General features: G+C 64.7%; 21 protein-coding genes and 1 pseudogene. 11 read left to right on the top strand and 11 right to left on the bottom strand.

Annotation, left to right across the window (positions count from 1 at the left end):
• Positions 1-2: 2 nt before the first annotated feature.
• The 3 genes from ACSVHC_RS09760 to ACSVHC_RS09750 all read left to right on the top strand — a co-directional run bounded on the left by ACSVHC_RS09760 (position 3) and on the right by ACSVHC_RS09750 (position 2,918).
• Positions 3-884 carry a carbohydrate ABC transporter permease gene (locus ACSVHC_RS09760; RefSeq protein ID WP_059388447.1) on the top strand — a complete coding sequence of 294 codons (882 nt, stop codon included), beginning with the start codon at positions 3-5 and terminating at the stop codon, positions 882-884.
• Positions 881-1,786, top strand: a complete 906-nt coding sequence (locus ACSVHC_RS09755) for a carbohydrate ABC transporter permease (RefSeq protein ID WP_437772158.1) — start codon at positions 881-883, stop codon at positions 1,784-1,786. The genes ACSVHC_RS09760 and ACSVHC_RS09755 overlap by 4 nt, the downstream gene beginning before the upstream one ends.
• A 121-nt stretch (positions 1,787-1,907) precedes the next feature.
• Positions 1,908-2,918, top strand: coding sequence for a LacI family DNA-binding transcriptional regulator (locus tag ACSVHC_RS09750; RefSeq protein WP_437772159.1), 1,011 nt, complete (start codon positions 1,908-1,910; stop codon positions 2,916-2,918).
• Here the strand turns inward: ACSVHC_RS09750 and ACSVHC_RS09745 are convergent.
• From ACSVHC_RS09745 to ACSVHC_RS09735, 3 genes are all read right to left on the bottom strand, one after another.
• On the bottom strand, positions 2,896-3,093 hold the full coding sequence (locus tag ACSVHC_RS09745) for a helix-turn-helix domain-containing protein (protein ID WP_439180905.1): 198 nt from the start codon (positions 3,091-3,093) through the stop codon (positions 2,896-2,898). The genes ACSVHC_RS09750 and ACSVHC_RS09745 overlap by 23 nt on opposite strands.
• A gap of 35 nt (positions 3,094-3,128) precedes the next feature.
• Positions 3,129-3,272, bottom strand: coding sequence for a hypothetical protein (locus ACSVHC_RS09740; protein WP_439180904.1), 144 nt, complete (start codon positions 3,270-3,272; stop codon positions 3,129-3,131).
• A gap of 322 nt (positions 3,273-3,594) precedes the next feature.
• Positions 3,595-3,945: a hypothetical protein gene (locus tag ACSVHC_RS09735; RefSeq protein WP_437772161.1), complete on the bottom strand. Its 351-nt coding sequence runs from the start codon at positions 3,943-3,945 to the stop codon at positions 3,595-3,597.
• Between ACSVHC_RS09735 and ACSVHC_RS09730 the strand changes: the two genes are divergently transcribed.
• Entirely contained in the window at positions 3,944-4,354 is a 411-nt protein-coding gene (locus ACSVHC_RS09730) for a hypothetical protein (protein WP_437772162.1), read from the top strand. The two genes, ACSVHC_RS09735 and ACSVHC_RS09730, sit on opposite strands and share 2 nt — an antisense overlap.
• A gap of 27 nt (positions 4,355-4,381) precedes the next feature.
• On the opposite strand, the gene ACSVHC_RS09725 is transcribed toward ACSVHC_RS09730, so the two are convergent.
• Positions 4,382-5,017: a LysE family translocator gene (locus tag ACSVHC_RS09725; RefSeq protein WP_437772163.1), complete on the bottom strand. Its 636-nt coding sequence runs from the start codon at positions 5,015-5,017 to the stop codon at positions 4,382-4,384.
• A 71-nt stretch (positions 5,018-5,088) separates the two neighbouring features.
• On the bottom strand, positions 5,089-6,561 hold the full coding sequence (locus ACSVHC_RS09720; protein WP_439180903.1) for an amino acid permease: 1,473 nt from the start codon (positions 6,559-6,561) through the stop codon (positions 5,089-5,091).
• A gap of 297 nt (positions 6,562-6,858) precedes the next feature.
• Here ACSVHC_RS09720 and ACSVHC_RS09715 point away from each other — a divergent pair, with 297 nt between their 5' ends.
• The 4 genes from ACSVHC_RS09715 (at position 6,859) to ACSVHC_RS09700 (ending at position 11,661) form a co-directional block, all read left to right on the top strand.
• On the top strand, positions 6,859-7,662 hold the full coding sequence (locus tag ACSVHC_RS09715; RefSeq protein WP_437772165.1) for an IclR family transcriptional regulator: 804 nt from the start codon (positions 6,859-6,861) through the stop codon (positions 7,660-7,662).
• Positions 7,663-7,884: 222 nt separating this feature from the next.
• Positions 7,885-9,618, top strand: a complete 1,734-nt coding sequence (locus tag ACSVHC_RS09710) for a urocanate hydratase (protein ID WP_437772166.1) — start codon at positions 7,885-7,887, stop codon at positions 9,616-9,618.
• A gap of 8 nt (positions 9,619-9,626) precedes the next feature.
• Complete coding sequence (gene hutH, locus ACSVHC_RS09705) at positions 9,627-11,219, top strand: histidine ammonia-lyase (protein WP_437772167.1); 1,593 nt, start codon at positions 9,627-9,629, stop codon at positions 11,217-11,219.
• A 193-nt stretch (positions 11,220-11,412) separates the two neighbouring features.
• Complete coding sequence (locus ACSVHC_RS09700; RefSeq protein WP_059388455.1) at positions 11,413-11,661, top strand: hypothetical protein; 249 nt, start codon at positions 11,413-11,415, stop codon at positions 11,659-11,661.
• Positions 11,662-11,784: 123 nt separating this feature from the next.
• Here ACSVHC_RS09700 and ACSVHC_RS09695 read toward each other — a convergent pair whose 3' ends face one another.
• From ACSVHC_RS09695 to ACSVHC_RS09675, 5 genes and pseudogenes are all read right to left on the bottom strand, one after another.
• Positions 11,785-12,006, bottom strand: coding sequence for a hypothetical protein (locus ACSVHC_RS09695; RefSeq protein WP_437772168.1), 222 nt, complete (start codon positions 12,004-12,006; stop codon positions 11,785-11,787).
• Positions 12,007-12,104: 98 nt separating this feature from the next.
• Positions 12,105-16,964 carry an NAD-glutamate dehydrogenase gene (locus tag ACSVHC_RS09690; protein ID WP_439180902.1) on the bottom strand — a complete coding sequence of 1,620 codons (4,860 nt, stop codon included), beginning with the start codon at positions 16,962-16,964 and terminating at the stop codon, positions 12,105-12,107.
• 176 nt (positions 16,965-17,140) lie between these two features.
• Positions 17,141-17,665 (bottom strand): annotated as a pseudogene (locus tag ACSVHC_RS09685) (phosphogluconate dehydrogenase C-terminal domain-containing protein); the annotation flags it as partial.
• Positions 17,666-17,838: 173 nt separating this feature from the next.
• On the bottom strand, positions 17,839-18,804 hold the full coding sequence (gene hutG, locus ACSVHC_RS09680; protein ID WP_437772170.1) for a formimidoylglutamase: 966 nt from the start codon (positions 18,802-18,804) through the stop codon (positions 17,839-17,841).
• Between the two features lie 74 nt (positions 18,805-18,878).
• Positions 18,879-20,321, bottom strand: coding sequence for an NCS2 family permease (locus ACSVHC_RS09675; RefSeq protein ID WP_439180901.1), 1,443 nt, complete (start codon positions 20,319-20,321; stop codon positions 18,879-18,881).
• Positions 20,322-20,435: 114 nt separating this feature from the next.
• Between ACSVHC_RS09675 and ACSVHC_RS09670 the strand changes: the two genes are divergently transcribed.
• The gene (locus ACSVHC_RS09670; protein ID WP_437772172.1) at positions 20,436-21,134 is read left to right on the top strand and encodes a copper resistance CopC family protein; all 699 of its coding nucleotides are present in this window, start codon (positions 20,436-20,438) and stop codon (positions 21,132-21,134) included.
• Here the strand turns inward: ACSVHC_RS09670 and ACSVHC_RS09665 are convergent.
• Positions 21,131-21,751, bottom strand: a complete 621-nt coding sequence (locus tag ACSVHC_RS09665) for an NAD(P)/FAD-dependent oxidoreductase (RefSeq protein ID WP_437773942.1) — start codon at positions 21,749-21,751, stop codon at positions 21,131-21,133. The genes ACSVHC_RS09670 and ACSVHC_RS09665 overlap by 4 nt on opposite strands.
• Positions 21,752-22,147: 396 nt before the next feature.
• Between ACSVHC_RS09665 and ACSVHC_RS09660 the strand changes: the two genes are divergently transcribed.
• The gene (locus ACSVHC_RS09660; RefSeq protein WP_437772173.1) at positions 22,148-23,197 is read left to right on the top strand and encodes a universal stress protein; all 1,050 of its coding nucleotides are present in this window, start codon (positions 22,148-22,150) and stop codon (positions 23,195-23,197) included.
• A 38-nt stretch (positions 23,198-23,235) separates the two neighbouring features.
• Positions 23,236-25,974: a PEP/pyruvate-binding domain-containing protein gene (locus ACSVHC_RS09655; protein WP_439180900.1), complete on the top strand. Its 2,739-nt coding sequence runs from the start codon at positions 23,236-23,238 to the stop codon at positions 25,972-25,974.

The raw sequence follows: 25,974 nt of genomic DNA, 5'->3' as shown, positions 1-25,974 counted from the left end.
CCATGCTTCCCAATCGATCACGACTCTCGGTCCTGGTCTTCCTGCTTCCGCCGCTGCTTCTCTACGGCGTCGCGGTGCTGTTCCCGATACTGCAATCGCTGTTCCTCAGCTTCTTCTCCTGGAACGGCATCAGTGACATGGAGTTCGTGGGCTTCGCAAACTACGTGCACATGCTCACCGGCGACGGCGTGTTCTGGCGTTCCTTCTTCAACGCCCTCGGCTACCTCGCCATCTGCCTCGTCCTCCAATTGGGCGGCGCGTTGTTCGTCGCAAGTCTCCTGACCTCGCTGCGAAGAGGCCGCGAGCTCGTCAAAACCCTGTATCTCCTGCCGGCGGTGATTTCGACGGTTGCCATCGCCTTCCTCTTTGTGAGGATCTACTCGATCGATCCGGTGGGGCTTCTCAACCAAGTCCTCGGCTGGATCGGTCTGGGCAGCCTTGAGCGCCCCTGGCTTTCGGACGTCAATACTGTCCTGGCGGCAGTTTCAGCCCCCGAAGGCTGGCGATTCACGGGGCTCTACATGCTCATCATCTACGCCGCGCTGCTTGCCGTCCCGCAGGAACTCGAAGAGGCGGCACGCCTGGACGGCGCCAACCGGTGGCAGCTGTTCACCAAGATCAGGTTCCCGCACATCCGGCCCGTGTGGATCACCACCACCATCATGGCCACGACCTACGGCCTACGTGGATTCGATATCCCTTACCTCATGACGAACGGCGGCCCCGGCCAGTCCTCGGAGCTCCTGACGACCTACATGTACAAAACCGCGTTCACCAGCACCGACTTCGGCTACGCCAGCACCATCTCGGTGTTCATCGTGGTCGAGTGCCTCGTCGCCGTCGGATTCATCTTGCTCATGCTCAAACGAAAGGCTGACGCATGACCGCGCAAACAGCCCCGGTTACCCGGCCGATCCCTGCACCGCCAAGCAGCCCGGCTCCCCGGCGTCGGCGGCGCAAGCCAAACGTCTTCCGAAGCTTGTCGAGGGTGCTGATCGTCCTCATCGTCGTCGTGCAGGTCTACCCCCTCGCCTGGCTGTTCCTCACGAGCCTGCGCAACGACCACGACTTTGCCACGGGTGATCCCTTCGCGCTGCCGAGTTCCATCAGCTTCGACAACTACGCCCGCGCTTTCCAGACCGGCAACCTCGGCCAGAACATCCTGAACAGTTTTATCGTCACGATGGGTGCCAACCTCCTGATCGTCTTGCTGGGCATGATGGCGGCGTATGCGTTGCAGGTCCTCGGATTCCGCTTCAGCAAATTCGTCCGCGGCCTCTTCCTGATCGGCATCATCGTGCCCGTGCAGATCGCGCTGGTGCCGCTGTTCATCGACTACTCGTCCGTGAACCTGCTGGACACCTACCAATCGATGATCATCCCCTTGGCGGGGTTCGCCCTCCCCATGTCGATCTACCTCTTCTCGTCATTCTTTGAATACATTCCCCGCGAGACCTATGAGGCAGCCTCCCTGGACAGCGCCGGACCGTACCGGATCTTCGGCCTGATCACCCTTCCGCTCTCCACCAACACGGTAGTGACTGTGGTCCTGGTGAACAGCATCTTCATCTGGAACGACTTCATCTTCGCGAACACGTTCGTGCTTTCCGAAGGGCTCAAGACCATCCCTCTGGGGCTGCAGAACTATATCGGCGCAATGGGCAAGGTCGACTGGACCGCGACGTTCGCCGCTGTCTGCATCACCATCACTCCTTTGCTGCTCGTGTTCCTTGTCCTCAACAAGGCGATGATCCAAGGCCTCGAGAGCGGGGCGACGAAGGGGTGAGGACGAGGCCACTGGATAGACTGTGAGGGGAGGGCCAATGACGTCTGAAAAAAGCTTGAGAGAACCCGAGGTTAACCCCTCGCATCCACCGGCGACTCCGAGGACGAGTCATCCGGTCACGATGCGGGACGTGGCGGAAGGGGCTGGAGTCTCCGTTGCTACGGTTTCCCTGGTTGTTAACAACAAGAAAGACGCCAGGATCGGCGCCGGGACCCGCAAGCGCGTCCTGGACACCATCCGCGAACTGGGATACCGCCCGAACGCCCTCGCGAAGAACCTCGTGAGCGGCAGTTCACGGTTCATTGGCCTCGTCGCTGACGCGATCGCCACGACTCCCTTCGCGGGGCAAATCATCCACGGCGCCCAGGACGAAGCTTGGAAACACGGATTCGTGCTTCTGGTCGCCAACACGGAGGGCGACGAGCCTGTCGAAAAAGACGCCATCTCGATGATGCTCGAACACAAGGTTCGCGGCATCCTGTACTCCACCTGGTTCCACCGCCCAACTGAGATCCCCGCAGCGTTGCAAGAGACAGACTTCGTACTGGTGAACTGCTTCTCCCCGGACTCCGACGCCTTGGCCGTGGTCCCGGATGAAGTCCATGGCGGACGGGAAGCCACCGACATCCTCCTCCGCAAGGGTCACCGGCGGATCGCCTTTATCAACGCCACGATTCCTGCACCCGCGAAGGACGGACGCCTCCAGGGCTACCGGGAAGCGCTCGAATCCGCGGGAATCGCATTCGATCCGCACCTCGTGTTCGACGCCTATCCTGACCAGGAAGGCGGGTACGGAGCAGTTGAGGAACTCCTCAAACGCGACGTCACGGCAGTCTTTTGCTACAACGACCGCATGGCCATGGGTCTCTACGACGGGCTGAAGCAACAGGGGTTGTCCATTCCCGATGACATGGCCGTGGTGGGTTTCGACAACCAGGAAGTCATCGCCGCCCACATGCGGCCACCGCTGTCCACCGTCGCGCTGCCGCACTACGAGCTCGGCGCCGCGGGTGTGCGCTTGCTTCTCGGCGTCGACGAACCAGCGCGGAGCCCGGTGGTTAAGCTTGAATGCCCGCCGGTGGAGCGTGATTCCGTTGGACCGATTACCCTCACGGCTCCCCGGCTGCCTTAGGGGGATTCTGCTCAGCCTCGTCAACGGCGGAATGCTCAATGTAGGACTCCACCGCCGACTCCGGAACGCGGTATGACCGCCCGAACCGCACGGCGTGGATGGCGTGCGAGTTCACGAGGCGGTAAACGGTCATTCTGGATACCCGCAGCGCCTGGGCAACCTCGGCGATTGTCATGAACCGGTTGCCTGGAATGCCGGCGGCGGACATATTCACCACGGCCTCCGCAATTGGCGGTAGTCGTAGTAGACCAGGGTGCCACCCGTTGGCACGACGGTTCTCAAGCCAATCGATGGGCCTTTGATGACGACCACCACGCCTTCCTTGGACCCGTTGAAGGGATCGTCTCCAGCCACGTAGTCTCCCACCTTAAAAGGGGAGACAGTCGATTTGGCCTGCTTGGATGCCCGCGAAAATACCTGGCAAAGTCGCAAAGCCAGCGCACGGCGGCGTTGCTTGCGCATCCGAGCAGAGTGCCTTGAGTAAGGATCGAACATCGGAATCACTCCTTTGCAGTCGCGATCTTCCAACGGTAGGCGCCGACCACACGCAACACATGAGTGCCTTGCACCCGTTATGGCACATGGGCCACTCACGTCACTTGGACCACTACTCGGACAAGCACCCCAGCGCAAGCAAGTGGTGACCCGAGTAGTCCGGGCAAAAGACGGGTAGGGGTTACGCATGCCAGGCCGGGCGAACAGTCCATACGCTCAAAGCAAATGTTCCGTCAGGTCTGGGAGGGGGAACAATGCAACGAGCGGCAAAAGCAGGAATTGTCGTTGCGGGGGTGGTGGCGGTCGGGTTGGCGGGGGCGATCACGCTCAACGCCACGCAGACATCATCAAATTCGATGGCCGGCGCCGCGCCGTCGGCCATTGTCAGTGCAGCGGCTTCTGCACCCGGTGCCACCAGGACACCGGCAACGACGCCGAGTGCCACCGCTTCAGCGCCAGCCGCCAGCGCTTCCGCCAGCGCTTCAGCGCCAGCCGCCAGCGCTTCCGCCAGCGCTGATTCAGCCAGCTCCATGCCTTCAAGTCAGGCCCCGGTCCCTGCCCCGGCGAGCAGTGCCAAGCCCGATGCCCCGGTGCCGGCCCCCGCTGCGCCAGCTCCGGCTCCCGCGGTGCCTGCTCCTGTGCAGCAGGCCCTCGACGCAGCCGGGATCCAACGCATCAAGGACAGCTGCACGGCGCGCCTGCAAAGCGATGCGGCACACTCCTCAATTGTGACCGGAACGGTGGTGCCCCGGCCATTCACTGTGGTCTCCATCGCCTTCTCCGGGAACCCCGTGCAGTCAACGGCGGCCTCCGGTCTGGCGTCGTACGACATCCTCATGAAGATCACCCTCAAGCTTGTCGATGGTCCTGCCCAGGACAGCGTGCGGGTTTGCCGGGTCTACGACTCGGACTCGCACGTGGATTGGCTTCCTGCCGGCTGAGTCCGCAGTTGCATCTGGTCCCAGCCCCTAAGACTTGGTGCCTGTAAGCGCCAAGGTTCCGCCGAGCCCGATCATCATGACCCCGCCCGTGGCACCCAGGGTGGAGATCCGCCGCGGGGAGCGGGCAAACCAGTGGCGTGCGGTGCCCGCTGCGAGGGCCCAGATACTGTCGGAGATCAGGGCGATCACCAGGAAAACACTTCCGAGTTCGGCGAGCTGAAGCGGAATACTGCCGCTCGAATATTCCACGAACTGGGGCAGCACGGCCACGAAGAACACGATCGATTTCGGGTTGCTGGCACCGACGACAAAACCCTCGCGGATGAGCCGCCACATGGACCGCGACGGTGCGGGGCCAGCCGCCGTCGAACGCCCGCCGCGGTGGCGGATCGCCTGCACCCCGAGATAGACCAGGTACGCCGCGCCACCGAACTTGATGATCGTGAAGAGCACGATCGATTGCGCCAGGACCGCACCAAGCCCGAACGCCACAGCGATGATCTGCGGAACCATGCCAAGCGCGTTTCCGAGCACACTCAGGAGTCCGCCTCTGCGGCCGAGGGCGAGGGAGCGTCCAATCACGAACAGGACGCTGGGACCGGGGATGGCGATGAGGACCAGTGCGGCCAGCGCAAACGCCAGGAGGTTGGTGAACGGAACCATGCCTGATGATAGCGCTGGCCGGCGGTGACGGTCGATGGCTAGTGGGAGCAGCCGCCGTCGGGCAGTGTCCGCTAGTGCCGCGTGGCGATCACGGGAATCGAAGCTGTTTCGTCAACGAGATCCGCACGAACGCGCCCGCCGCCGCGGACCCACAGCTTGTAGGCCAGCACCAGCAGTCCGAGCCACACGGCGCCCACGTACAAAGCCACTCGGGTGTCCTCGAAGACGCCAAGGATGACGATCACCAGGGCCATGAAGGCGATGGTCAGCACAGATGCGGCCGGCCACCATGGCGATGCGAATTCCGACGCCGGGAGTCCCTTGCGCTTGATCTCGCGCTTCATGGCGACGTGGGAGGCGAGGATCATGACCCACACCCACACTGTCGCGAAGGTGGCGATGGAGGCGATCACAAGGAACACGTCCTCGGGGATTACCGCGTTGAGCAGCACGCCCACCAGCAGGATGCCCCCCATGAGGACCACAGTCATCCAGGGAACACCGTGCCTTGAGATCTTGCCGAAGCTCTTCGGAGCATGTCCTTGCTGGGAAAGCCCGAAAAGGATGCGTCCGGCGCCGAAAATGTCGCTATTGATGGCGGACAGCGCAGAAGTGATGACCACGGCATTGAGGATGTGGGGCGCCGCGGGGATGCCGAGGCCGCTGAAGATCTGCACAAACGGGCTGCCGTTGTTCCCGATTTCATTCCAGGGGAACAAGCTCATGAGCACGCCGAGCGTCAGGACGTAGAACAGCAACACGCGCACCGGGACGGTGTTGACGGCCTGCGGAATGACCTTCTTGGGGTCGGCGGCCTCGCCTGCCGTGATGCCGATCGTTTCGATCCCGCCGAAGGCGAACATCACGACGGCGAACGAGGCCAAGAGCCCGCCGAAACCGTTCGGGAACAGGCCGCCGTGGTCAACGAGGTTCCCCAGCCCCGGTGCCGCGCCGCCATTTCCGGAGTGGAAGCCGAACACGATGATCGCAGCGCCGCCCGCAATCATGGCGATGATGGCCACGACCTTGATGAGCGAGAACCAAAACTCAAGCTCGCCGAAGACCTTCACGCTCAGGAGGTTCATGGCGCCAAGGAGGAGGATGATCGCCAGGACCCAGATCCATCGGTCCACCTGCGGGAACCAGAAGCCCATGTAGATACTGAACGCCGTCACGTCCGCGATCGCCACGATGGCCATTTCGAAGACGTAGGTCCACCCGGTGATGAACCCGGCCAGCGGTCCGAGGTAGCGGCTGGCGTACTGGCCGAACGAGCCGGAGACGGGGTGGCGGACGGCCATTTCGCCAAGGGCGCGCATCACCATGAAGACGGCGGCGCCACCGATCATGTAGGCGAAGAGAACCGACGGGCCGGCCTTTTGGATCGCAGACGCGGAACCGTAGAAGAGACCTGTCCCGATCGCCGATCCGAGGGCCATGAAGCGGATGTGGCGGACATTGAGGCCGCGGCTGAGAACGGTGGTTACCGCGCCTTCGACGACTTTGGCGGCCGGCGTTCTGACGGCTGTTGGGGCTTGCTGCATGCGAATACCTTCTCGTCATTGGGAGGGGGGCTGTTAACCAGCAGAACATTCCGGAGTGGGCTGTGATGGGTCTCACGGCACATCGTTGTCTCGGTTCTCAGACGCTTCGCTCTTGAGTGGTTGATGACCAGGCGGCTTAGGCGCAAATGTCTGGTATTCCAGACAGCTTAATGTTCTGATTGGCTTTCCGATCCACTCCATGGGGCGCACGCTTAAGTACGGGATCCCGGACACCCGCCTTGCCGCCTTGTGGCGGAAGGGGTGGGCCGGGCGTTACCGTGCACTCGAAGAGGAGCCATGTCCATACAGCCGTCCACTCAAGGCCGGGCCGCTTCCAAGGTCCCGGCCGCCGAGAACACCCTACGCATCCTGAAGTTGCTCGCTTCCCGTCGTGGCCCGATGGCAGCGTCCAACATCGCCACAGCTCTGGGCCTGCCCCGGTCCAGTGTCTATCACCTGCTTGGCGTCATGGAGGCCAATGGCTTCGTCCTGCACCTTCATGAGGAGCAGCGCTACGGGTTGGGAATCAGCGCCTTTGAACTCAGTTCCGCATACTCGCGGCAAGAGCCCCTGTCGCGGCTCGGCCGCCCCATGCTGGCCGCCCTTGTGGATGCGATCGGCGAGAGCGCGCACTTGGCCGTCCTGCACGGCCGCGATGTGCTCTACATCGTGGAGGAACGGGCCAAGAACCGCCCGTCCCTCGTGACCGACGTCGGGGTCCGGCTTCCCAGCCACCTCACCGCCAGCGGGCGAGCGATCCTGGCCGCACTGCCGAAATCGCAGGTCAGGGCCCTGTACCCGAATGCTGCCGCTTTTACGGCCCGGCACGAGATGGAATCGCCCATCATGAAGTACTCGGCCTTGTCCTCGCACTTGGACCAGGTCCGGCAGCGCGGCTACGCCACCGAACACGGCGAAGTCACCCCCGGCTTCGGCTCGGTGGCCGCAGCCGTCACCGACCATTTGGGATGGCCGACGGCGGCAGTCGCCGTGACATTCCTCGAGGACCGGGTGCCGGCTGAGGAATGGCCCGCCCTGGCCGCCCGAATCCAGAAAACAGCGGACGAACTGTCGATCCGCATCCACGGCCGCCCTTCCTAACGCGACCCCGCCCAACCGACTCGGCCCACCAACCCGGCCCCCGCCCAACTGACTCGCAGTTGTTGTCGTTTTGGGCGCTCATAACGACATCTACTGCGAGTCAGTTGAGTCTGGTATTCCGGACAGCACCCTCCATAAAGCCATTCCAAGACCCTTGCGGAGGGGCTCTACTGGATACAGAAGCACTTCCACCTAACAACTTCCAGAGACGAAGGAGTCATCATGGCACCCGCCGATTTCACTACCGGAGCCCGTCCGGTCAAGGCCGCGCGCGGCACGGAGCTGACCGCGAAGAGCTGGCAGACCGAAGCGCCGTTGCGCATGTTGATGAACAACCTGGACCCCGAGGTCGCCGAACGCCCGGATGACCTGGTCGTGTACGGCGGCACGGGCCGGGCCGCCCGGTCCTGGGCCGCGTTCGACGCGATCACCCGGACCCTGGAGACCTTGGAGAAGGACGAGACCCTCCTGGTGCAGTCCGGCAAGCCCGTCGGGGTGTTCCGCACCAACGAATGGGCGCCGCGGGTGTTGCTGGCGAACTCGAACCTCGTGGGTGACTGGGCGACGTGGCCCGAATTCCGCCGCCTCGAGGCCGAGGGACTGATGATGTACGGGCAGATGACGGCCGGGTCCTGGATATACATCGGCACCCAGGGCATCCTGCAGGGCACGTACGAGACCTTCGCCGCCGTCGGGAACAAACTCGCGGCCGCTAGGCATGACGCTGGCCGCATCCCCGCGGGAGCCTCCTCCGCGGAGGGTCCTTTGGCCGGGACCCTGACCTTGACCGGCGGGTGCGGCGGCATGGGCGGGGCCCAGCCGCTCGCCGTGACCCTGAACGACGGGGCCTGCCTGATCGTGGACGTCGACGAGTCCCGGCTGCGCCGCCGCGTGGGCAAGCGCTACCTGGACGAGGTCGAAACCGATCTGGACACCGCGATCGCCAAGGTCCAGAAGGCCAAGGACGAGCGCCGCGGCTGGTCCGTGGGCTACGTGGGCAACGCCGCCGAAGTCTTCCCCGAACTCCTGGCCCGCCACAAGGCCGGCCAGTTGACCATCGACGTCGTGACCGACCAGACCAGCGCGCACGACCCGCTGTCCTACCTGCCCGAAGGCATCACCGTGGCCGAATGGCACACCGAGGCCGAAGCCGACCCGGAAGGGTTCACGAAGAAGGCCCAGGCCTCCATGGCCAAGCATGTCCAGGCCATGGTCGAGTTCCAGGACGCCGGCGCCGAGGTCTTCGACTACGGCAACTCGATCCGCGACGAGGCCCGCAAGGGCGGCTACGACCGCGCCTTCGAATTCCCCGGCTTCGTCCCGGCCTACATCCGTCCCCTGTTCTGCGAAGGGCTGGGCCCGTTCCGCTGGGTCGCGCTCTCCGGTGACCCCGAAGACATCGCCGTGACCGACAAAGCCATCAAGGAACTCTTCCCCGAGAACACCCACCTGCACAAATGGCTCGACGCCGCCGCCGAACGCGTCGAGTTCGAAGGCCTCCCGGCCCGGATCTGCTGGCTCGGCTACGGCGAACGCGCCAAGGCGGGCCTGCTGTTCAACCAGCTCGTGAAAGAGGGCAAGGTCAAGGCCCCCATCGTGATCGGCCGGGACCACCTGGACTCCGGCTCCGTCGCCTCCCCCTACCGGGAGACCGAGTCCATGAAGGACGGCTCCGACGCGATCGCCGACTGGCCTTTGCTGAACGCCCTGACCGCAGCCTCTTCCGGCGCGACCTGGGTCTCCATCCACCACGGCGGCGGCGTGGGCATCGGCCGCTCCATCCACACCGGCCAGGTCTCCGTCGCCGACGGCACCGAACTCGCCGCGCAGAAACTCGAACGCCTCCTCACCAACGACCCCGGCATGGGCGTCATCCGCCACGCCGACGCCGGCTACGACCGCGCCATCGAAGTCGCCCACGAACGCGGCGTCCGCATCCCCATGAACGAGAAGTAGGAACTACTGTGACCATCACAACCCACGAACCGCTGACCGTTACCCTCGGCTCCAGCGGAGTCACGCCGGAGGACGTCGTCGCCGTCGCGCGCTACGACGCCAAGGTGACCATCTCCCAGGAAGCCCTGGACACGGTTGCCAAGGTCCGCGCCCACATCGACGGCCTCGCGCACAGCGAAGTTCCGGCGTACGGCGTTTCGACGGGCTTCGGTGCCCTGGCCAACCGCCACATCCCTAATGAACTCCGCACCCAGTTGCAGAAGTCGCTCATCCGCAGCCACGCCGCAGGCATGGGCCCGGCAGTGGAGCGTGAAGTGGTCCGCGGCATCATGTTCCTGCGCGCCAAGACCCTGGCCTCGGGCCGCACGGGCGTTCGTCCCGTGGTCCTGCAGACCATGGTGGACGTCCTCAACGCCGGCATTACCCCGGTAGTCCGTGAATTCGGCTCGCTGGGTTGCTCGGGCGACCTCGCCCCGTTGTCCCACTGCGCCTTGGTCCTGATGGGCGAAGGCGAAGCCACCGGCCCCGACGGCGAGCTGTACGGCGCCGCCGGAAAGAAGCCGGTTTCCGAGCTCCTCGCCGCACACGGCATCGAGCCGGTGGTCCTCGCGGAAAAGGAAGGCCTCGCGCTCGTCAACGGCACCGAGGGCATGCTCGGCATGCTCCTGATGGCCATCGCCGACCTGCACCTGCTGCTTACGACGGCGGACATCACGGCGGCGCTCAGCGTCGAGGCGCTGCTCGGGACGGACCAGGTGTTCCTGCCTGAGCTGCACGCGGCCCTGCGGCCCCACCCGGGCCAGGCTGCAAGCGCGGACAACATGCTGCGCGTGCTTTCGAACTCGCCGATCGTTGCTTCGCACCGCGTCAACGACACCAAGGTCCAGGACGCGTATTCGCTCCGCTGCGCACCCCAGGTTGCCGGCGCGGTCCGCGACACCGTGACGCACGCCGAACTCGTGGCCTCCCGCGAGTTGGCCGCAGCCATCGACAATCCCGTGGTGCTCCCGGACGGCCGCGTGTCCTCCAACGGCAACTTCCATGGCGCTCCGGTTGCCTATGTGCTGGACTTCCTGGCCATCGCAGTGGCGGACTTGTCCTCCATCGCAGAGCGCCGCACGGACCGCATGCTGGATCCGGCCCGCTCACACGGACTCCCGGCCTTCCTTGCCGACGATCCCGGCGTGGACTCGGGCCTCATGATCGCCCAGTACACCCAGGCCGGGCTCGTCTCGGACAACAAGCGCCTGGCCGTCCCGGCGTCGGTGGACTCCATCCCGAGCTCCGCCATGCAGGAAGACCACGTCTCCATGGGTTGGCACGCTGCCCGCAAGCTACGCAAGGCCATCGAGAACCTGCGCCGTGTCCTGGCTGTGGAACTCGTCACGAGCGCCCGTGCCCTCGACATCCGCACCCAATTGTCCGGTGGCGAACTCACTCCGGGGCCGGCTGGCACCGCCGTGATCGAGGTGCTGCGCGGCGTCGTCGACGGCCCCGGAACTGACCGTTTCCTCTCACCTGAGCTGGAAGCTGCGGACCGTCTTGTAGGCGCCGGCGATGTGCGATTGGCCGCCGAATCCGCCGTCGGAATTCTCGCCTGACGCCGAACAAAATACTGTTCGAGTGAACAATAGGAAGCGCCCCGGAAATGTTTGGCAATACGCGCCCCGGGGCGCTTTCTGTGTAGTAGAACTTATGGGGTACGGCATGTCCACGCCGACGATGTCGTGGGCCTGCCGGGGAATATCCGTTCACAACTGAAGTAACGAACATCCACAAAGGGGTAGAAGTTCAATGAAGGCACGCGGGACAGTCCTGTCCAGGCGAATCGCACAGTCCGCCGTCGTTTCCAACTGGGGAACGTTGAAGGTGGGGGAGCGGATCGAAGTCGTAAGGCACGCACATGTGGTCGCGGCGGGGGAGGTGCAGGAAGTCTCGGGCAGCGGCAACGTTGTGTGGCTTGAACCCGCAGGACCTGGCGCCGATGAAGCCGCCAAGCAGCTTTTCATGAAGTCCGACGGCGTGGAGTTGCGCCGGGTGTAGTGACCTGCAAGAAACCGAGTTAAAGAACCGGGGCTTGTTTCCCATTCCACGCCTTCTTTGCGTGGTCTGGAAAACAAGCCCCGGTTTTGTTGTCCGTACCTGTTACTAGGCTTCCTAGGTTTCCTAGGCGGCGAGGACCTCTCGGGTCTGGCCGAACGGGACCGACTCGTCCAAGGCAACCGTGTAGCTTCCTGGCTCCCGGCGGGTCACCAGGATCCCGCAGCGGCCGCTGTCGGCAGCGGCTTCGATGAGCGTGCTGACGGCTTCGTCAAGTCCTGCATGGACTTCGTCGACGGACGCAAAGGACAAATGGATCTCGTTGTTTTCTATTGTGGCAGTGCTCATTGGGGGCTCCTTCTGCAGGGTGCCGCAGGGGGGAGCGGCAATTCCTGCATAAAAAGATAGCAAAGTGTCATGGGATGTCTGTCATTCTGGGATCTGGATCACCGGCGGACCATAGCGCGCAAGAGCTTCAGGGCCACGGCGAGTGCCGCGATATCCACCGGACCGGGCTTGATGGCTTCCTTGATGGTGTCCTGGATACGGGCGAGTTGTTCGATGTTTCCGCGTTCCCAATCCTCGATCCTCGCTACGGGGTCGGCGGTCGCCTCCGAGGAGCGGGGAGTGTGCCGGACCACGGCCTTGGTCATGTCGGCAAGGACCAGGTACATGTCGTCGCGGAGGGCTGCCCGGGCCAAGGCCTCCCAGTGGGTGTCCCGCGGCAACAGCGTGATGTGTTCCAACAAGGGGATGGCCGAGATCCGTTCGAACACGGCGAAGTAGACCTCTGCCACGTCCTCAACAGGCTCCTGCAATTCCTCGGCAATCGCGGAAATATCCAAAAGGCCGTAGCTGACCAGGAGCTCGGATGCCCGGATGCCCAGATCGTGCGGCAGGCCGACAGAATCGGAGTGGGCAAGGCGCGTCACCGAGTGTTGCAGGTTGATCCCGTGCAGGAAGCGCGTGAAATCTAGACGCATCACCGACATGGGCCGTTCGAGCCGCGCAAAGGCGTCCGCAATGGGCTTGTCCCGGAAATCGTGGGTGACATACCAGCGGGTGGACCGGTCGAGGAGGCGGCGCATATCCAGGGCGACGGCGCACCCATGTTCGCTGGGGATCCTTGCCGGCACCCGGGCGATGGCTTCAGTGACCGAATCGAAATCCCAGATTCGGCGCATGACCACGAATCCACGCGCCACAGCGGCCGCCGAAACCGTGGTTTCCTCCATGGCGCGGAATGCGAACGCGATGCCGCCGAGGTTGATCATGTCGTTGGCCACCACTGTGGCGACGATTTGGCGGCGCAAAGGATGCGTGGAGAGGTCCTCGCCGAACCGCTCCGAGAGTTGGCGGGGGAAATACTCGCGCAGCGTTTGCGAAAACCATGGATCGTCCGCAAGCCCGCCCTCCGTCAGTTCCCGGGCGAGCTCGATCTTGGCATAGGCCGCCAGCACGGCCAGTTCGGGCGAGGTGAGTCCAACTCCGGTCCCTACGCGAGCCTGGATTTCCTCGGTAGCCGGCAGGCATTCGAGCTGCCGGTCCAGGTCCGTGGCTGATTCGAGCCAGTCCATGGTCCGTTCGAAGCTCGGGCTCCACTCAAGGACCAGTTGCTTGTCATTGAGGAGGAGGACGTTTTGGTCAACGTTGGTTTTCAAGACGAGCCGCCCCACCTCGTCCTGGAGTGAGTGGAGGAATCTCGTCCTTTCGTTCGGGGACATCTTCCCCGCGGCGATCATCCGGTCCAGGAAGATCTTGATATTCACCTCGTGGTCCGAGCAGTCCACGCCGGCGGAGTTGTCGATGGCATCGGTGTTCACGAGGATTCCGGCCAGGGCGGCCTCGATCCTGCCGCGTTGGGTGACGCCGAGGTTGCCGCCCTCAGCGATGATCCGGGTACGCAGTTGGACGGCGTCCACCCGGATAGCATCGTTTGACTTGTCTCCGACGTCGGCATGCGTCTCGGCGGAGGCCTTGACGTAGGTGCCGATTCCGCCGTTGTACAGCAGATCGACGGGGGCCGTGAGGACGGCCCTGAGCAGCTCAGGCGGGCTCATCGCCGTCGTGCCCTCATCCAATCCCAAGGCGAGGCGGACCGGTTCGGTGATGCTGATTGACTTCTCGGCCCGGGAGAACACTCCTCCGCCCGGACTGAGCTTCGCGGGGTTGTAGTCGGCCCAGGACGAGCGGGGGAGCTTGAAGAGCCGTTTCCGCTCGGCGAAGGACGTGACTGGGTCCGGGGTGGGATCCAGGAAGATGTGCCGGTGATCGAATGCTGCCACCAGCTTGATGTGGTTCGAGAGCAGCATGCCGTTGCCGAACACGTCGCCGCTCATGTCGCCGATGCCCACCACGGTGAAATCCTCGGTCCGGGAGTCGATGAGCAGTTCGCTGAAATGGTGCCGCACAGACTCCCAGGCGCCGCGGGCCGTGATGCCCATCTGCTTGTGGTCATAACCCACTGAACCGCCGGACGCGAACGCATCGCCCAGCCAGAATCCGTACTCCGCCGCGAGGTCGTTGGCAATGTCGGAGAACGTGGCCGTGCCCTTGTCGGCAGCCACCACGAGGTAGTAGTCGTTGCCGTCGTGCCTCACCACGCGGGCCGGCGGGACAACCCGTTCGGCAACCAGGTTGTCCGTGATGTCCAGCAGTCCGCGAACGAAGATCCGGTAGCTTTCCTGGCCTTCGGCCAGCCAGGCCGCACGGTCTTCGGCCGGGTCCGGGAGCTGTTTGGGATAGAAGCCGCCCTTGGCTCCGGTGGGAACAATGACGGCATTTTTCGCCGTCTGGGCTTTCACGAGCCCCAGGACTTCCGTGCGGAAGTCCTCGCGGCGGTCGGACCAGCGCAAGCCGCCGCGGGCAATCGGGCCGAAACGCAAATGGACGCCTTCCACCCGCGGCGAGTAGACCCAGATTTCGAACTGCGGCCGGGGTGCCGGTGCGGCGGGAATGGAAGAGGGATTGAGCTTGAAACTCAAATACGGCTTGTTCAGGTAGAAGTTGGTGCGCAGGGTGGCCTCCACCAAGCTCGCCAGGGAACGCAAAAGGCGGTCGGCGTCGAGGACCGGTACGGCGTCGATCGCTTCCGCCAGTTCCTTGCGCGCGGCGTTGGTGGCTTGCGTCCGCGAGCTGTACTTGCCGCGGTCCGTTTCGAACAGATCGCTTCCAGCTGGAATCTGCTCAGCGGGCGTTGGTTCGGGCGTCGGCGCACGCAGTTCAGGATCGAACAGATCGGGTTCGAACCGGTCCGGATCGAACTTCGCCTCGAAGAGCGAAAGCAAAGCGCGGGTTGCACGCGCATTCTCACGAAGGGTATCCGCGATGAACCCGTACGAATTGGTGCTCCCCAGCTGCCGAAGGTACTTCGCATATGCCCGCAGGATGGCTGTCCGCCGCCAGTCGATCCCCTCCCGGATGACGAGGGCATCGAAGGCGTCGGACTCCGCATCTCCCCGCATCGCGGCACAGAACGAAGCGGCCAGGAGCTCGCCGGTTCCCACGGGATCAACACCGCGCGGATAGACGAGGCCGAGGTCGTAAAGGAAGAAGGACCGCCCATCGGCACGCTGCACATCGAAGGGCCGCTGGTCCAGGACGCGCAAGCCCAGGTTGTGGAAGAACGGCAAAATCTGGCTCAGGCTTTGCGGGCGGGTCAAATAGAGCCGAATCCGCGCATCCTCGGCGAGGACGGCAGTTCCCGGGCGCTTGTAGACGGCGAGCAGCGGGTCCGCGGTGTCGCCGTCGGGCAGGTCCGCTTCCGGGGGTGCGAAACTCTCGAACCGGACGATGTCCTGAACGGCGTCTTCCACCTCGTAATCGGCCTTGTAGCTGGCCGGAAAGGCGGCAGCCCATTGCCGGGACAGCCGGGCCGCCTCGTTCGCGGGGAACCTTGCCCGCAAGGCTTCGTCCAGGCCTTCAGCCCAGGACCGCGTCGCGGCGATAATCCGCTGCTCCAGTACGGCAGGGTCGACGACGGCGGGTGCCGCCTCGCGTGGCAACAGGACCCGGAAGAACACGCGGGCCATGGCGGATTCGCCCAGGCGGAGCTCGAACTCGATGGCCCCGGAGCCGAAGGCCTCGCGAAGTTCGCGTTCAATGTTGAGCCGGACGGCCGTGCTGTAGCGTTGCCGCGGCAGGAAGACCAAAGCCGTCATGAAGCGGTTATGCGAGTCCGGACGAAGGAACAACCGAGTGCTGTGCCGTTCTTGGAGACGCATAATGTCCCGCGCGTGCTCCGCCAACTGCCTGGCGTCGATGTGGAAGAGCTCGTCGCGCGGATAGGCCTCCACCACGGCCAGGAGTTCCTTGCCACGGTGTGACGCGGGCGGGTAGCCGAACGTCCGCAGTACCTCGTCCACAGTGACCCGGATGACGGGAATCTGGAGTGCCGAACGGGACGCCGAGCTGGGAGCGAAAAGGCCGACGAAGGTGTGCTCGCCGATCTTGTCAGCCCCGGCCAGGGTAATTTCGTCGAGGTAGGCACGCCGGAGGACCGTCGAGCGGAGCGTCGACTTGGTGAGCGTGAGGAAGGGCTTTTCGGACGGCCCACCCTCGGACGCGTCGACCGCCACATTCCGGAGCAGTCCGAGATCCCTCCCGCCACGGTAGCCGAGGAACACGAAATTCCCGTCGTCCAGCCAGCGCAGCAACTCCTGGACCTCCTCGCCGCCGGACAAGCCCTCCAAGCCCCTGATCTCGTCGGCAAGCTCCTGGCGGATGGCAGCAGCGTCTTCCGCCGCAGCCCGGACATCGCCAAGGACGTTTCGCAGCCGTTCAACGAGGTGTTCGGCACTGGTTTCGTCTGGAAGCCTGGAAATCTCGACGGCGATCCACGCCTCCGTGAGCGGCCCGCCGTCGTCGTGGTCCATTGGGGTGACCGGGGCGGAAGGCTCGACGCCGGACGGCAGTCCGGTCCGCAGGGGGCCGCGGCGCACGTCGGTCAGGCGATGGGTGGCTGGATCCCGGGTGACCGTAAAAGTGGAGTGGACCAGGAGCCGGATGGAGGCGTTATCCCTGGCGATTTCCGCGGTGACCGACGGCACGAGGTAGGGCATGTCCTCAGTGACGATCGCTACGAGGCTCGCATCGGCCTCGTTCAGGATGCCGATCACCGCTTGCCCGGGAACTCGCCGTTCCGCCAATGAGCGGTGGTACCGCGCACGCTCCACGAGTGTGTCCGTGGTGTAGTTGCGGACATCATCATCGGCCACGTGCTCGTAGTAGTCGGTGAGGAATCGATCCGGGGCGCCGGGGGAAGTGCTTCCCAAGGCGTGATCCGCGGGCTCGATCCTGGGTGACATGTCGCTGCACCTCCGCCGCGCAAGGAGCGGCCGTGCTGTAGCGGTCGGCGAAGTCCTGCGCCTGATTTCATGATGGCTGGCGCGGGGCGGGGCGTAAACCCCTGGAATGCGCCGCGAGATGGCACTTCGCGGCAGTATTGCCGTGATGTGCCATCCCGCGGGTGGTGATGATGTGCCTAGCGCTTGACGGCGTCCAGCTTGAGCATCTTGGCGATGACCCCGTCGAGCTCGGAATCGTCGAAGATCTTCTTCCAGTCGTCCTTGATGATGGTGTCCTTGCCGTACTGGATGGCGATTTCGCAGGCCTCGGAAAACGGGTTGGAGCCGCGCAGGGCGTTGGTCAGGGCGATCTGCACGTGGCCGAACAGCATGGCCTTGGCTGCTTCTTCGGGGACGCCCGCGGTGTGCACGGTTTCGTGGAGGGCTTCGTTGAGCAGGGTGCCGATCATGCAGGCCACGGTTTCCACGAGGGTGGGTTCGAGGATGGCGAGCTGCTTCACGGTGACCCAGTGGACGTCGATGACGGGGGCGTAGATGGTGCGGATGGTCGCCTCGGCTGCGTCGCGGGTCGCGGACGGTGCGTCCTCGTCGATCGCGGCCACGACGTTCTGCGGGGCGCCCTGGCCGCCGAAGGTGTCGGCCCATTCTTCCTTGGTGGTCCGCTCGAGGAACACCGAGGGGTGGCACGGGTGGGCGACGGCCGGACACGGTGGAAGGACGCTTCCGCCTGGAACTCCCCGGCCGCCAGTTCATCGCCGTCAGGCTCCGCGCCGTCGGCTGAGCCCCAACTGACTCGCATTTGTTGTCGTTTTGAGTGCCCAAAACGACAACAAATGCGAGCTAGTTGGGTGGGCGCGGCACCTGGGACGCGGCCCTACGCCAGCAGCGTGTTCACCAAACGCGCGGCCACCTTGGCGGTCCGGGAGTCGATATCGAACTCGGGGTTGAGCTCGGCAACGTCCAAATGAAGGAGTTTCCCGCTCGCGGCAAGTTGCTTGCACACAGCGATGATGACGGGCAGCGGCACGCCATACGCTGCGGGGGCGCTCACTCCGGGAGCCACCGACGCCGGCAGCACGTCCAGGTCAATCGTCAGGTAGAGCACGTCCACGGTGTCCAGGAACCGCCCCACGAATTCCTGCACGGCCTCCGCGGAGCAGTCTTCGTCCAGCAGGTACTTCACGCCGAGGCGGTCCGCCGTGTTGAAGAGAGTGCGCGTGTTGTTGGGCTCGGAGATTCCGACGACGGCGTAGTTCAGTTCGCGGCCCTCGGCGGCTTCCGCCCGGGCCATCTGAAGGAACGGCGTGCCCGAGCTTGGCACCGGCTCGTCCCGCAAGTCGAAATGCGCGTCCAGGTTCAGGACGCCGAGGCGCTTACCGCTTGCCACAGCCTCCGAGCCGGCCACGCCCAGGTAGCTCGCGAAGGCGGTTTCGTGGCCGCCGCCGAGCAGCACGGTGAGTGTGCCGGCGTCGAGCAATTCCGAAATCACGCGGCCCGCGCGCTCCTGGCCCGCCTCCAACGAGCCGTCCTCGACGACGACGTCGCCGGCGTCGAACACGTCCCGGTCCAGATGGAAAGCCAGAGGGCCCAAGGCTTGGCGGATAGCTCCCGGCGCGGCCGCCGCGCCAATACGGCCCTTGTTGCGCCGCACGCCTTCGTCACTGCGGAAGCCCACGACGACGGCGGGCCGGGAGCCCGCTTCCGTCCCGCCGGGGGCGGCTACATCGGAAGTGTGGGGCGCCACGGCTTGCCACCAGCGGCGGTGCTCATCGCCGTCGCCGTCGAAGCGGCCGGTCCACGGCGTCGGGCGGACATCGGCAACAGCGGGGGAAATCTCCATGATTCAAGCTCAACGCATGACGGCACCGAAAAGTACCGCTTGTAGGCGGCAGGTGTCCGGTATTCCGGAAAGGCTTATTTGACGCCCAGGATTTCCTCGACGGGACCGATCCCGAAGAACAGCAGGAATGCCGCGGCCACGGCCCACATGAGCGGATGGACTTCGCGGGCCCGGCCCTGGAACGTACGGATGAGTGCGAAGGAAATGAACCCGGCTCCCAGGCCGTTGGCGATCGAGTAGGTGAACGGCATGAGGGCCATGGTCAGGAACGCGGGAATGCCTACGCCCCAGTCCTGCCAGTGGATCTTGCCCACCTGGGACACCATCATGAAGCCCACCACCACCAGGGCGGGGGCGACGGCTTCGAACGGGACCAGGTTGATGAGCGGGGTGAAGAACATGGCCACCAGGAACAGCAGACCAGTCACGATCGAGGCCAAGCCGGTCCGTGCACCTTCGCCGATCCCGGCGCCCGATTCCACGAAGATCTGGTTGGAGGACACGGATGAGCCGCCACCGATGATCGCACCGAGCGCGTCCACTTGCAGGACGCGATCCACGTTGGGGATATTTCCGTGCTTGTCGATGTTTCCAGCTTCCCTGGCGAGGCCCACCATGGTGCCCATGGCGTCGAAGAAGATGCTGAGCAGGATCACGAACGCCAGCAGCGTGGCGGCGATGATGCCAAGGTGCTGGAACGCCCCGAAGGGGTTCGCCTTGCCGATGAGGGACAAGTCCGGCGCGGCCCACTCGGTGAACTTGGGCGCCACCAGGGACCAGCCACGCGGGTTGTAGGTCTTGCCGTCGAAGCTCGGGCCGATGTGCAGGGTGAATTCCAGGATGGCCGCGAGGGCCGTGGAGACGATGATGCCGATCAGGATGGCGCCACGTACTTTGCGGACCACCAGTGCGATGGTCAGCACCAGGCCAACGACAAACACCAGGGTGGGCCAGCCAAGCAGCTTGCCGTCGACGCCCAGTCCCAGCGGGACCGTGGTGCCTGCAGCGTCTGGGATGCGGCGCACGAAGCCGGCATTGACGAGGCCGATGAGCGCAATGAAGAGGCCGATGCCCACCACGATCGCGGTTTTCAGGGCCTCAGGCACGGCTTTGAAGACCGCGGTCCGGAAACCGGTAAGCACCAGGATCAGCATGGTCAGGCCCGAAAGCATTACCAGGCCCATCATGTCGGGCCACGTCAGGCCGGGGTGCGAGGCAATGGTGACTGCCACGAAGGCGTTGACGCCCAGCCCGGTAGCTATGGCGAAGGGGTGCTTGGCCCAGGCTCCCATGAGGATCGTCAGGATGCCAGCTACGAAGGCCGTGGTGGCGGCGACCGCGGCGAAGCCAAGGGAAGCGCCACTCGAGTCCGTCCCGGAAAGGATCAAAGGATTGAGGACCACGATGTAGCTCATGGCAAAGAACGTCGCGAAGCCGCCTCGGATTTCTCGCGAGTAGTTGGATCCGCGTTCCGAAATCTTGAAGTAGCGGTCGATGGCTGAGCCCTGCTTGAGCATGGAAGTCTCCGGGGATCGGGGAAGTGTGCTCTCAAATCCTATGCCTGCGGCTTCGGCCCTCCCGCGAATTCGCCTAGTCTGTAAGGAATCCAACACCAAGGGAGTCATTCGCTCATGCGCCCTATCCGCCAGCTGCTGGCCGTCGTCGTCGCTTTCGCAGCGGTTCTTTTCTCTGCCGCGCTGCTCTCGGCGGCACCCGCCTTCGCGCACGACGTCGCCGAGTCAACGTCACCGGCAAACGGCTCAACGGTTGCCAACGTCCCGGGCTCCGTGTCCATTACGTTCAACAACCGGCCGCTCCTGCTCGGCTCGCAGATCCGGGTGAACGACGCCTCAGGTCAGAACTGGGCCGATGGTTCCGTCGAGATTGTGGACGCTGTGGTGTCGCAGAAGCTGCGGCCGGGCGCGCCTGCCGGCGCCTTCACCGTCATTTGGCGAGTTGTCAGTTCGGATTCGCACCCCATCGAAGGCACCTTCACATTCACCGCCAAGGCAGGGAGTACGACGGCGGGCAGCGGCTCCGCGAGCACGGCACCATCTGTGGAGGTGCCCACCGCAGGCACTGCCGCACCGGGTTCCACGGCGACGCCGGAGAAGGTACCCGATGCCTCCCAGCCGTTCCCTTGGAGCATTGTGGTGTTCGCGGTGGTTGCCGCGGGCCTGCTGGTCTTCCTGGGCATCACGGCACGACGCCGGCTCGCAGGCGGGGGTTCTGATGATTCCGCCGATGCCGAGGATTCTGACGATGCCGAGGATAACGAGGACAAGGACAAGGACGAGGACGAGCCCAGCAGCCCAGAGAAGATGCCCTAGGCCAAGGCAGGAACAGCTGCAAAGGTGCCGGTGAGGGCCCCGTGCACGCTGTCCGGGTAGACCTTGGCGGATATCGCCTGGCCTACCACCTTGGCTTGGCGCAGGACTTCCTTCGGGGTGGGCGTGGCAAGTTCGCCGACGCCAACAAGGTACATTCCAATCGCGCGCATGGCTGCGACGAGGTTCTGGCCGATCGCGATGCCGAGCTCGGCAAGCATCCGCCGCAACTGGCTTTGTCCACAACGGGTGACAACGACGTGGTCGGCTAGGAGAACTCCGTTGGCAGTGTGGACGGCCCACTGGGTCCCCACGGCAACTTCGTCCAGGCGATCGAGCCGGACGGCTCGCGTCGTGTTTCGCACATCGAGCCCGTGACTGGCTGCGTAATTGCGCAGGTGCCGCAGGATTTCGCTGCGCTCCTGGAGGCACGCTGCGTCCGCGGCGTCGCAGCGCTGCAGGATGCCGGTGTTGAGCGGCTGTAAGGGTGCGGGGATATACATTCCGTCCACCACGATGGCGTCTACGCCGTAGCGGCTGAGTTCGCTGGCCACGGCCAAGCCAGGCATACCGGCACCGATGACCACAGCAGTGGTGCGTTCCGTACTCGCAGCAGGCATGGTTGACACAGCTTGGCTCCTCTTTGAAGGTGCGTTGCCGAGGCAACAGCGGGGTGGCGTCCGGGTCCCCAAGCGGTCGCAAATGATGGCCGTTGATGTGTTGCAAAACACGATCCCCGGTCACCAGTGCCTCGAACATTACAGAAGAAATCGCGTGGTGGATAGCCCCGGCACCGGCATGTCCGCCGATGCGTTTTTCGCGCCCCGATTCGGCGGATTTCCACGCCCTCGGCCCGGTTTCCACATGCGCTTCTTCCGGCTTGATTCGGCCCTTGCAAACGAGAATAGTGAGCATTGGAGACCGCAACTCACGGCAGTCAAGCGAGAAACACGTTGTGGGCGCGGCCTCTGGCAGAATAGCCGCAACATCAGCAGCAGTGCGAGGAGGCAGGCCCCATGGACCAGCACGGCAAACACTCTGAGAGCCATCGACCAGAGACCGAAGGCAACAGGGAGGAACCATCCATTGCCCCAGGCGGGATTGTGGTGGGCGTTGACGGCAGCGAACACGGCCAATGCGCCCTCATTTGGGCCGCCCGCGAGGCTGAACGCAGGCAGCTTCCCCTGCATGTAGTCACGGCCTACTCCGTGCCCATCTTCGCGGCTTCCGGCCTGGACGGCGGCTATGCAACAGTGGATGACTCCGTTATCCGGGACGGCGCCGAAGCAATCGTCAAGCAGGCCCTCGAGAAGGTTTCCGGCTACGCCATCGACGTTGATGGATCGGTGGAGAACGGAGATGCCTCGGGCGTGCTGCTCGATCTGTCCGAAACGGCCGAGCTCCTGGTCTTCGGCACCCGGGGACGCGGGGGGTTCGTCGGCAGGCTCCTGGGCTCCGTGAGCAGTGCCCTGCCGGCGCACTCCAAGTGCCCCACCGTGACAGTCCCGCTCTTCTGCGCGGACCGATTGGGCGAGACCACAGAGGACAAGCACATCAAGGCCGAGCGCGCGAAGGCCGGTTCCCGTGTGATCGAAAACGTCGTCGCAGTCGGCGTGGACGGCTCCGAGCAGGCCCGCGTTGCGGTCCTGGAAGCCGCAGAGCAGGCCGAACGCATGGGCGCCAAGCTGCGCGTCATCTGCGCCGTACCCGAGTACAGCGGTTCCTTGGCGTGGGTTCCGGCACCCCTGGACCGGGAGGCACTCTTCAAGGACATCAGGGTTCAGCTCGATGCAGGCCTGGCGTGGCTCAAGAGCCACTTCCCCAAGCTTCCAGCGGAAACTCAACTACTTGATGGTTCGCCCGTGGAAGTTCTCGTGGAAGTGAGCCGAAGCGTCGAACTCGTGGTGCTGGGCACGCGCGGGCGGGGAGGCTTCGCAGGAATGCTCCTCGGATCGACGTCGGATGGCGTCCTGCACCATGCCAAAGGGCCCGTGCTGGTTGTTCCCGACCGCGAGGATCCCAGGCTGGCGGACCGCGCCAACTTCGGTCCGATGCTCGCCGCATAACAGGCAACCCAAGGACCGGTGGACGCAGGCGGACGACAATGGCGGAGCACGCACAGCCCGGTGAGGCATCGCGCTTGATCGTCGAGCTGCGCCGGATCCGGGCAACCATGCTTCCAGAGGTCGGCGGCAAGGCTGCCAATCTCGGCGAGCTGATCTGGGCGGGGCTTCCGGTCCCGCCCGGGTTTTGCCTGACCACCGAGGCTTACCAGCGAGCGCTTCAGCCCGATGGCAGCTCAAGGTCGGCGTTCCCGGACATCCTCCGCGGCCTTGAGGCCGTGGAGCCCGGCGACCTTGAGGGGCTCGCTTCCCTCGCGGCCCGCGCCAGGAAAGCGGTGCTCGACGCCGGGATCCCGGCCGACGTCGAAGACGCCGTTCGCTCGGCTTACTCGGCGCTGGGCTCGGAAGTCGCGGTGGCCGTCAGGTCCTCGGCCACGGCCGAGGACCTGCCCTTTGCGAGTTTCGCCGGCCAGCAGGACACCTACCTGAACGTCGTGGGGGCCGACGCCGTGCTGCAGGCCGTCCGGAAGTGCTGGGCGTCCCTGTGGACCGACCGGGCGGCCAGCTACCGCGCAAGCAACGGAATCGACCACGCCACGGTGACGCTCGCCGTCGTCGTCCAACGGATGGTGGAGGCTGAAGCTGCAGGGGTGTTGTTCACCGCCAATCCGGTGACCGGGCGGCGCCGCGAAGCTGTCATCGACGCCAACCCGGGGCTCGGTGAGGCCGTGGTCTCCGGCGCGGTGAATCCGGACCACTTTGTGGTGGACTCCCTCACCGGCAGGATCACGGAACGAAGGATCGGCGACCGGAAGCTCGTGATTCGCTCCATTCCCGGCGGCGGGACCGAAAGACTCGGCCCGGCGGCGCAGGCCGAAGACGGAACAGCCGGGGATGCCTGCCTTGCCGACTCCCAGGTCAGGGCGCTCGCTGTCCTTGGCCAGCGCGTCGAGGAGCATTACGGAGCACCGCAGGACACTGAATGGGCCATCGATGGCGAGGGCAAACTGTGGCTCACCCAAGCCCGGCCTATCACCACGCTCTACCCCCAAATGACCCGCCAACCCGCAGTCCCCGGGCCCCACGCGTACCTTTGCTTCAGCCTCGCCCAAGGGCTCACCCGTCCCCTGACTCCCATGGGCCTCGCGGGCATCCGGCTCATGGGGTCCTCGGTAGCCGACGCGGCGGGATTCCGGGTTCCGGAACCGCGGGACGGGCCTTCGCCCTACTACGAAGCAGGGCAGCGGATCTATTTTGACCTCACTTCCGTGTTCCGAAGCGAGGCCGGGCGGGCCATCGTGCCCAGGATCTTCGACGTCATGGAAGCACGTTCCGCGGCCATTGTGCGCGGCCTGTTCGAGGACCCGCGTTTTGCCGTCACCAGCAAGACGCCCTTCAAACTGCTCAGGCACGTTGGCCCGATCGTGCTCCGCTTCCGCCTTCCGGAGATCCTGCTGCGCGCCCTCTTTCGGCCGGACGTTGCCCTCGACAAGGTGGAACAGCTGGGCGGGAAACTGAAGGCCATACATGAAGTTCCCGCCGATGTCGCTCCCCGTGAAAAGCTGGACAACGCCGAGCGGATACTTCGCGAGGGATTATTCCCCATACTGCCCAATATCCTGCCTCCGGTAGCCCTTGGCTTCGCGATGATCGGGGTGGTCCGGAAGATACTTGGCGAGCAGGCCTCCTGGGGTGAGCTTCAAACCATCATCCGCGGCCTGCCCAACAACGTCACCACCGAAATGGACCTCGCCCTGTGGCGGCTCTCGGCCAGCATCCGCCACGATCCCGCTTCCGCGGAGGCCTTTACCGATGGCGATCCCGCTGCGCTCGCGGAGCGCTACCGCGGCGGCGGGCTTCCGGTCGTCGCGCAGGCGGGATTGGCCTCGTTCCTGCGCGACTACGGGCACCGGGCCATCGCGGAAATCGACCTGGGCATGCCCCGCTGGTCCGACGACCCCACCCACATCATCGGAGTCCTGGTCAATTACCTTCGCCTCGACGATCCCCGACTGGCGCCGGACAAACAGTTCGAAAAAGCTGCCCACGACGCCGAGGAGCAAGTCGCCGTGCTGGTGGCCCGTGCACGGTCCAAGGGTCCGTTGCACGCGAGGATCGTCAAAATGGCGCTTGAACGTACACGCATGTTTGCGGGACTGCGTGAGCTCCCCAAGTACCACCTCGTGCGGGGCTTCGCTGCGGTCCGCGCCCAACTTTCGGAAGTAGGAGAGGCCTTGGCGGACGCGGGAGTCATCGATGACGCCGGCGACGTCTTCTTCCTGGATTTCAATGACGCCCACCGCGGCTTGGACGGCAAGCATTTCCACGATCTGGTAGCGCAGCGGCGCGAGGCTTACGAACTTGAACTCAAGCGCCGGCACGTGCCGCGCGTACTGCTCTCCGACGGCACCGAGCCGGAAGCCCTGCCTGGTTTCCTGAGCGGCGGGACGGGGGCGCCGGCGTCGGACGGCATGCTGCTGGGAACTCCGGCTTCGGCGGGAGCGGTGACGGCGGTAGCAAGGGTGATCATGGACCCGGTGGGCGCGCATCTCGAACCAGGAGAAATCCTGGTCGCGCCCTCCACGGATCCCGGCTGGACGCCCCTGTTCCTGACCGCCGGGGGACTCGTGATGGAGATGGGCGGTCCCAACTCACACGGCGCCGTCGTGGCCCGTGAGTACGGGATTCCCGCAGTCGTCGGCGTCCCGGATGCCACGTCCCGGATCAGTTCCGGCGACACGATCACGGTGGATGGCGCCGCGGGGACGGTGGCTATCTAG

The organism is Arthrobacter sp. KNU-44 (assembly GCF_051843155.1).
Classification (GTDB): domain Bacteria; phylum Actinomycetota; class Actinomycetes; order Actinomycetales; family Micrococcaceae; genus Arthrobacter.
The sequence above is the reverse complement of the archived record's forward strand: the minus strand, read 5'-3'. Positions and strand labels throughout refer to the sequence as shown.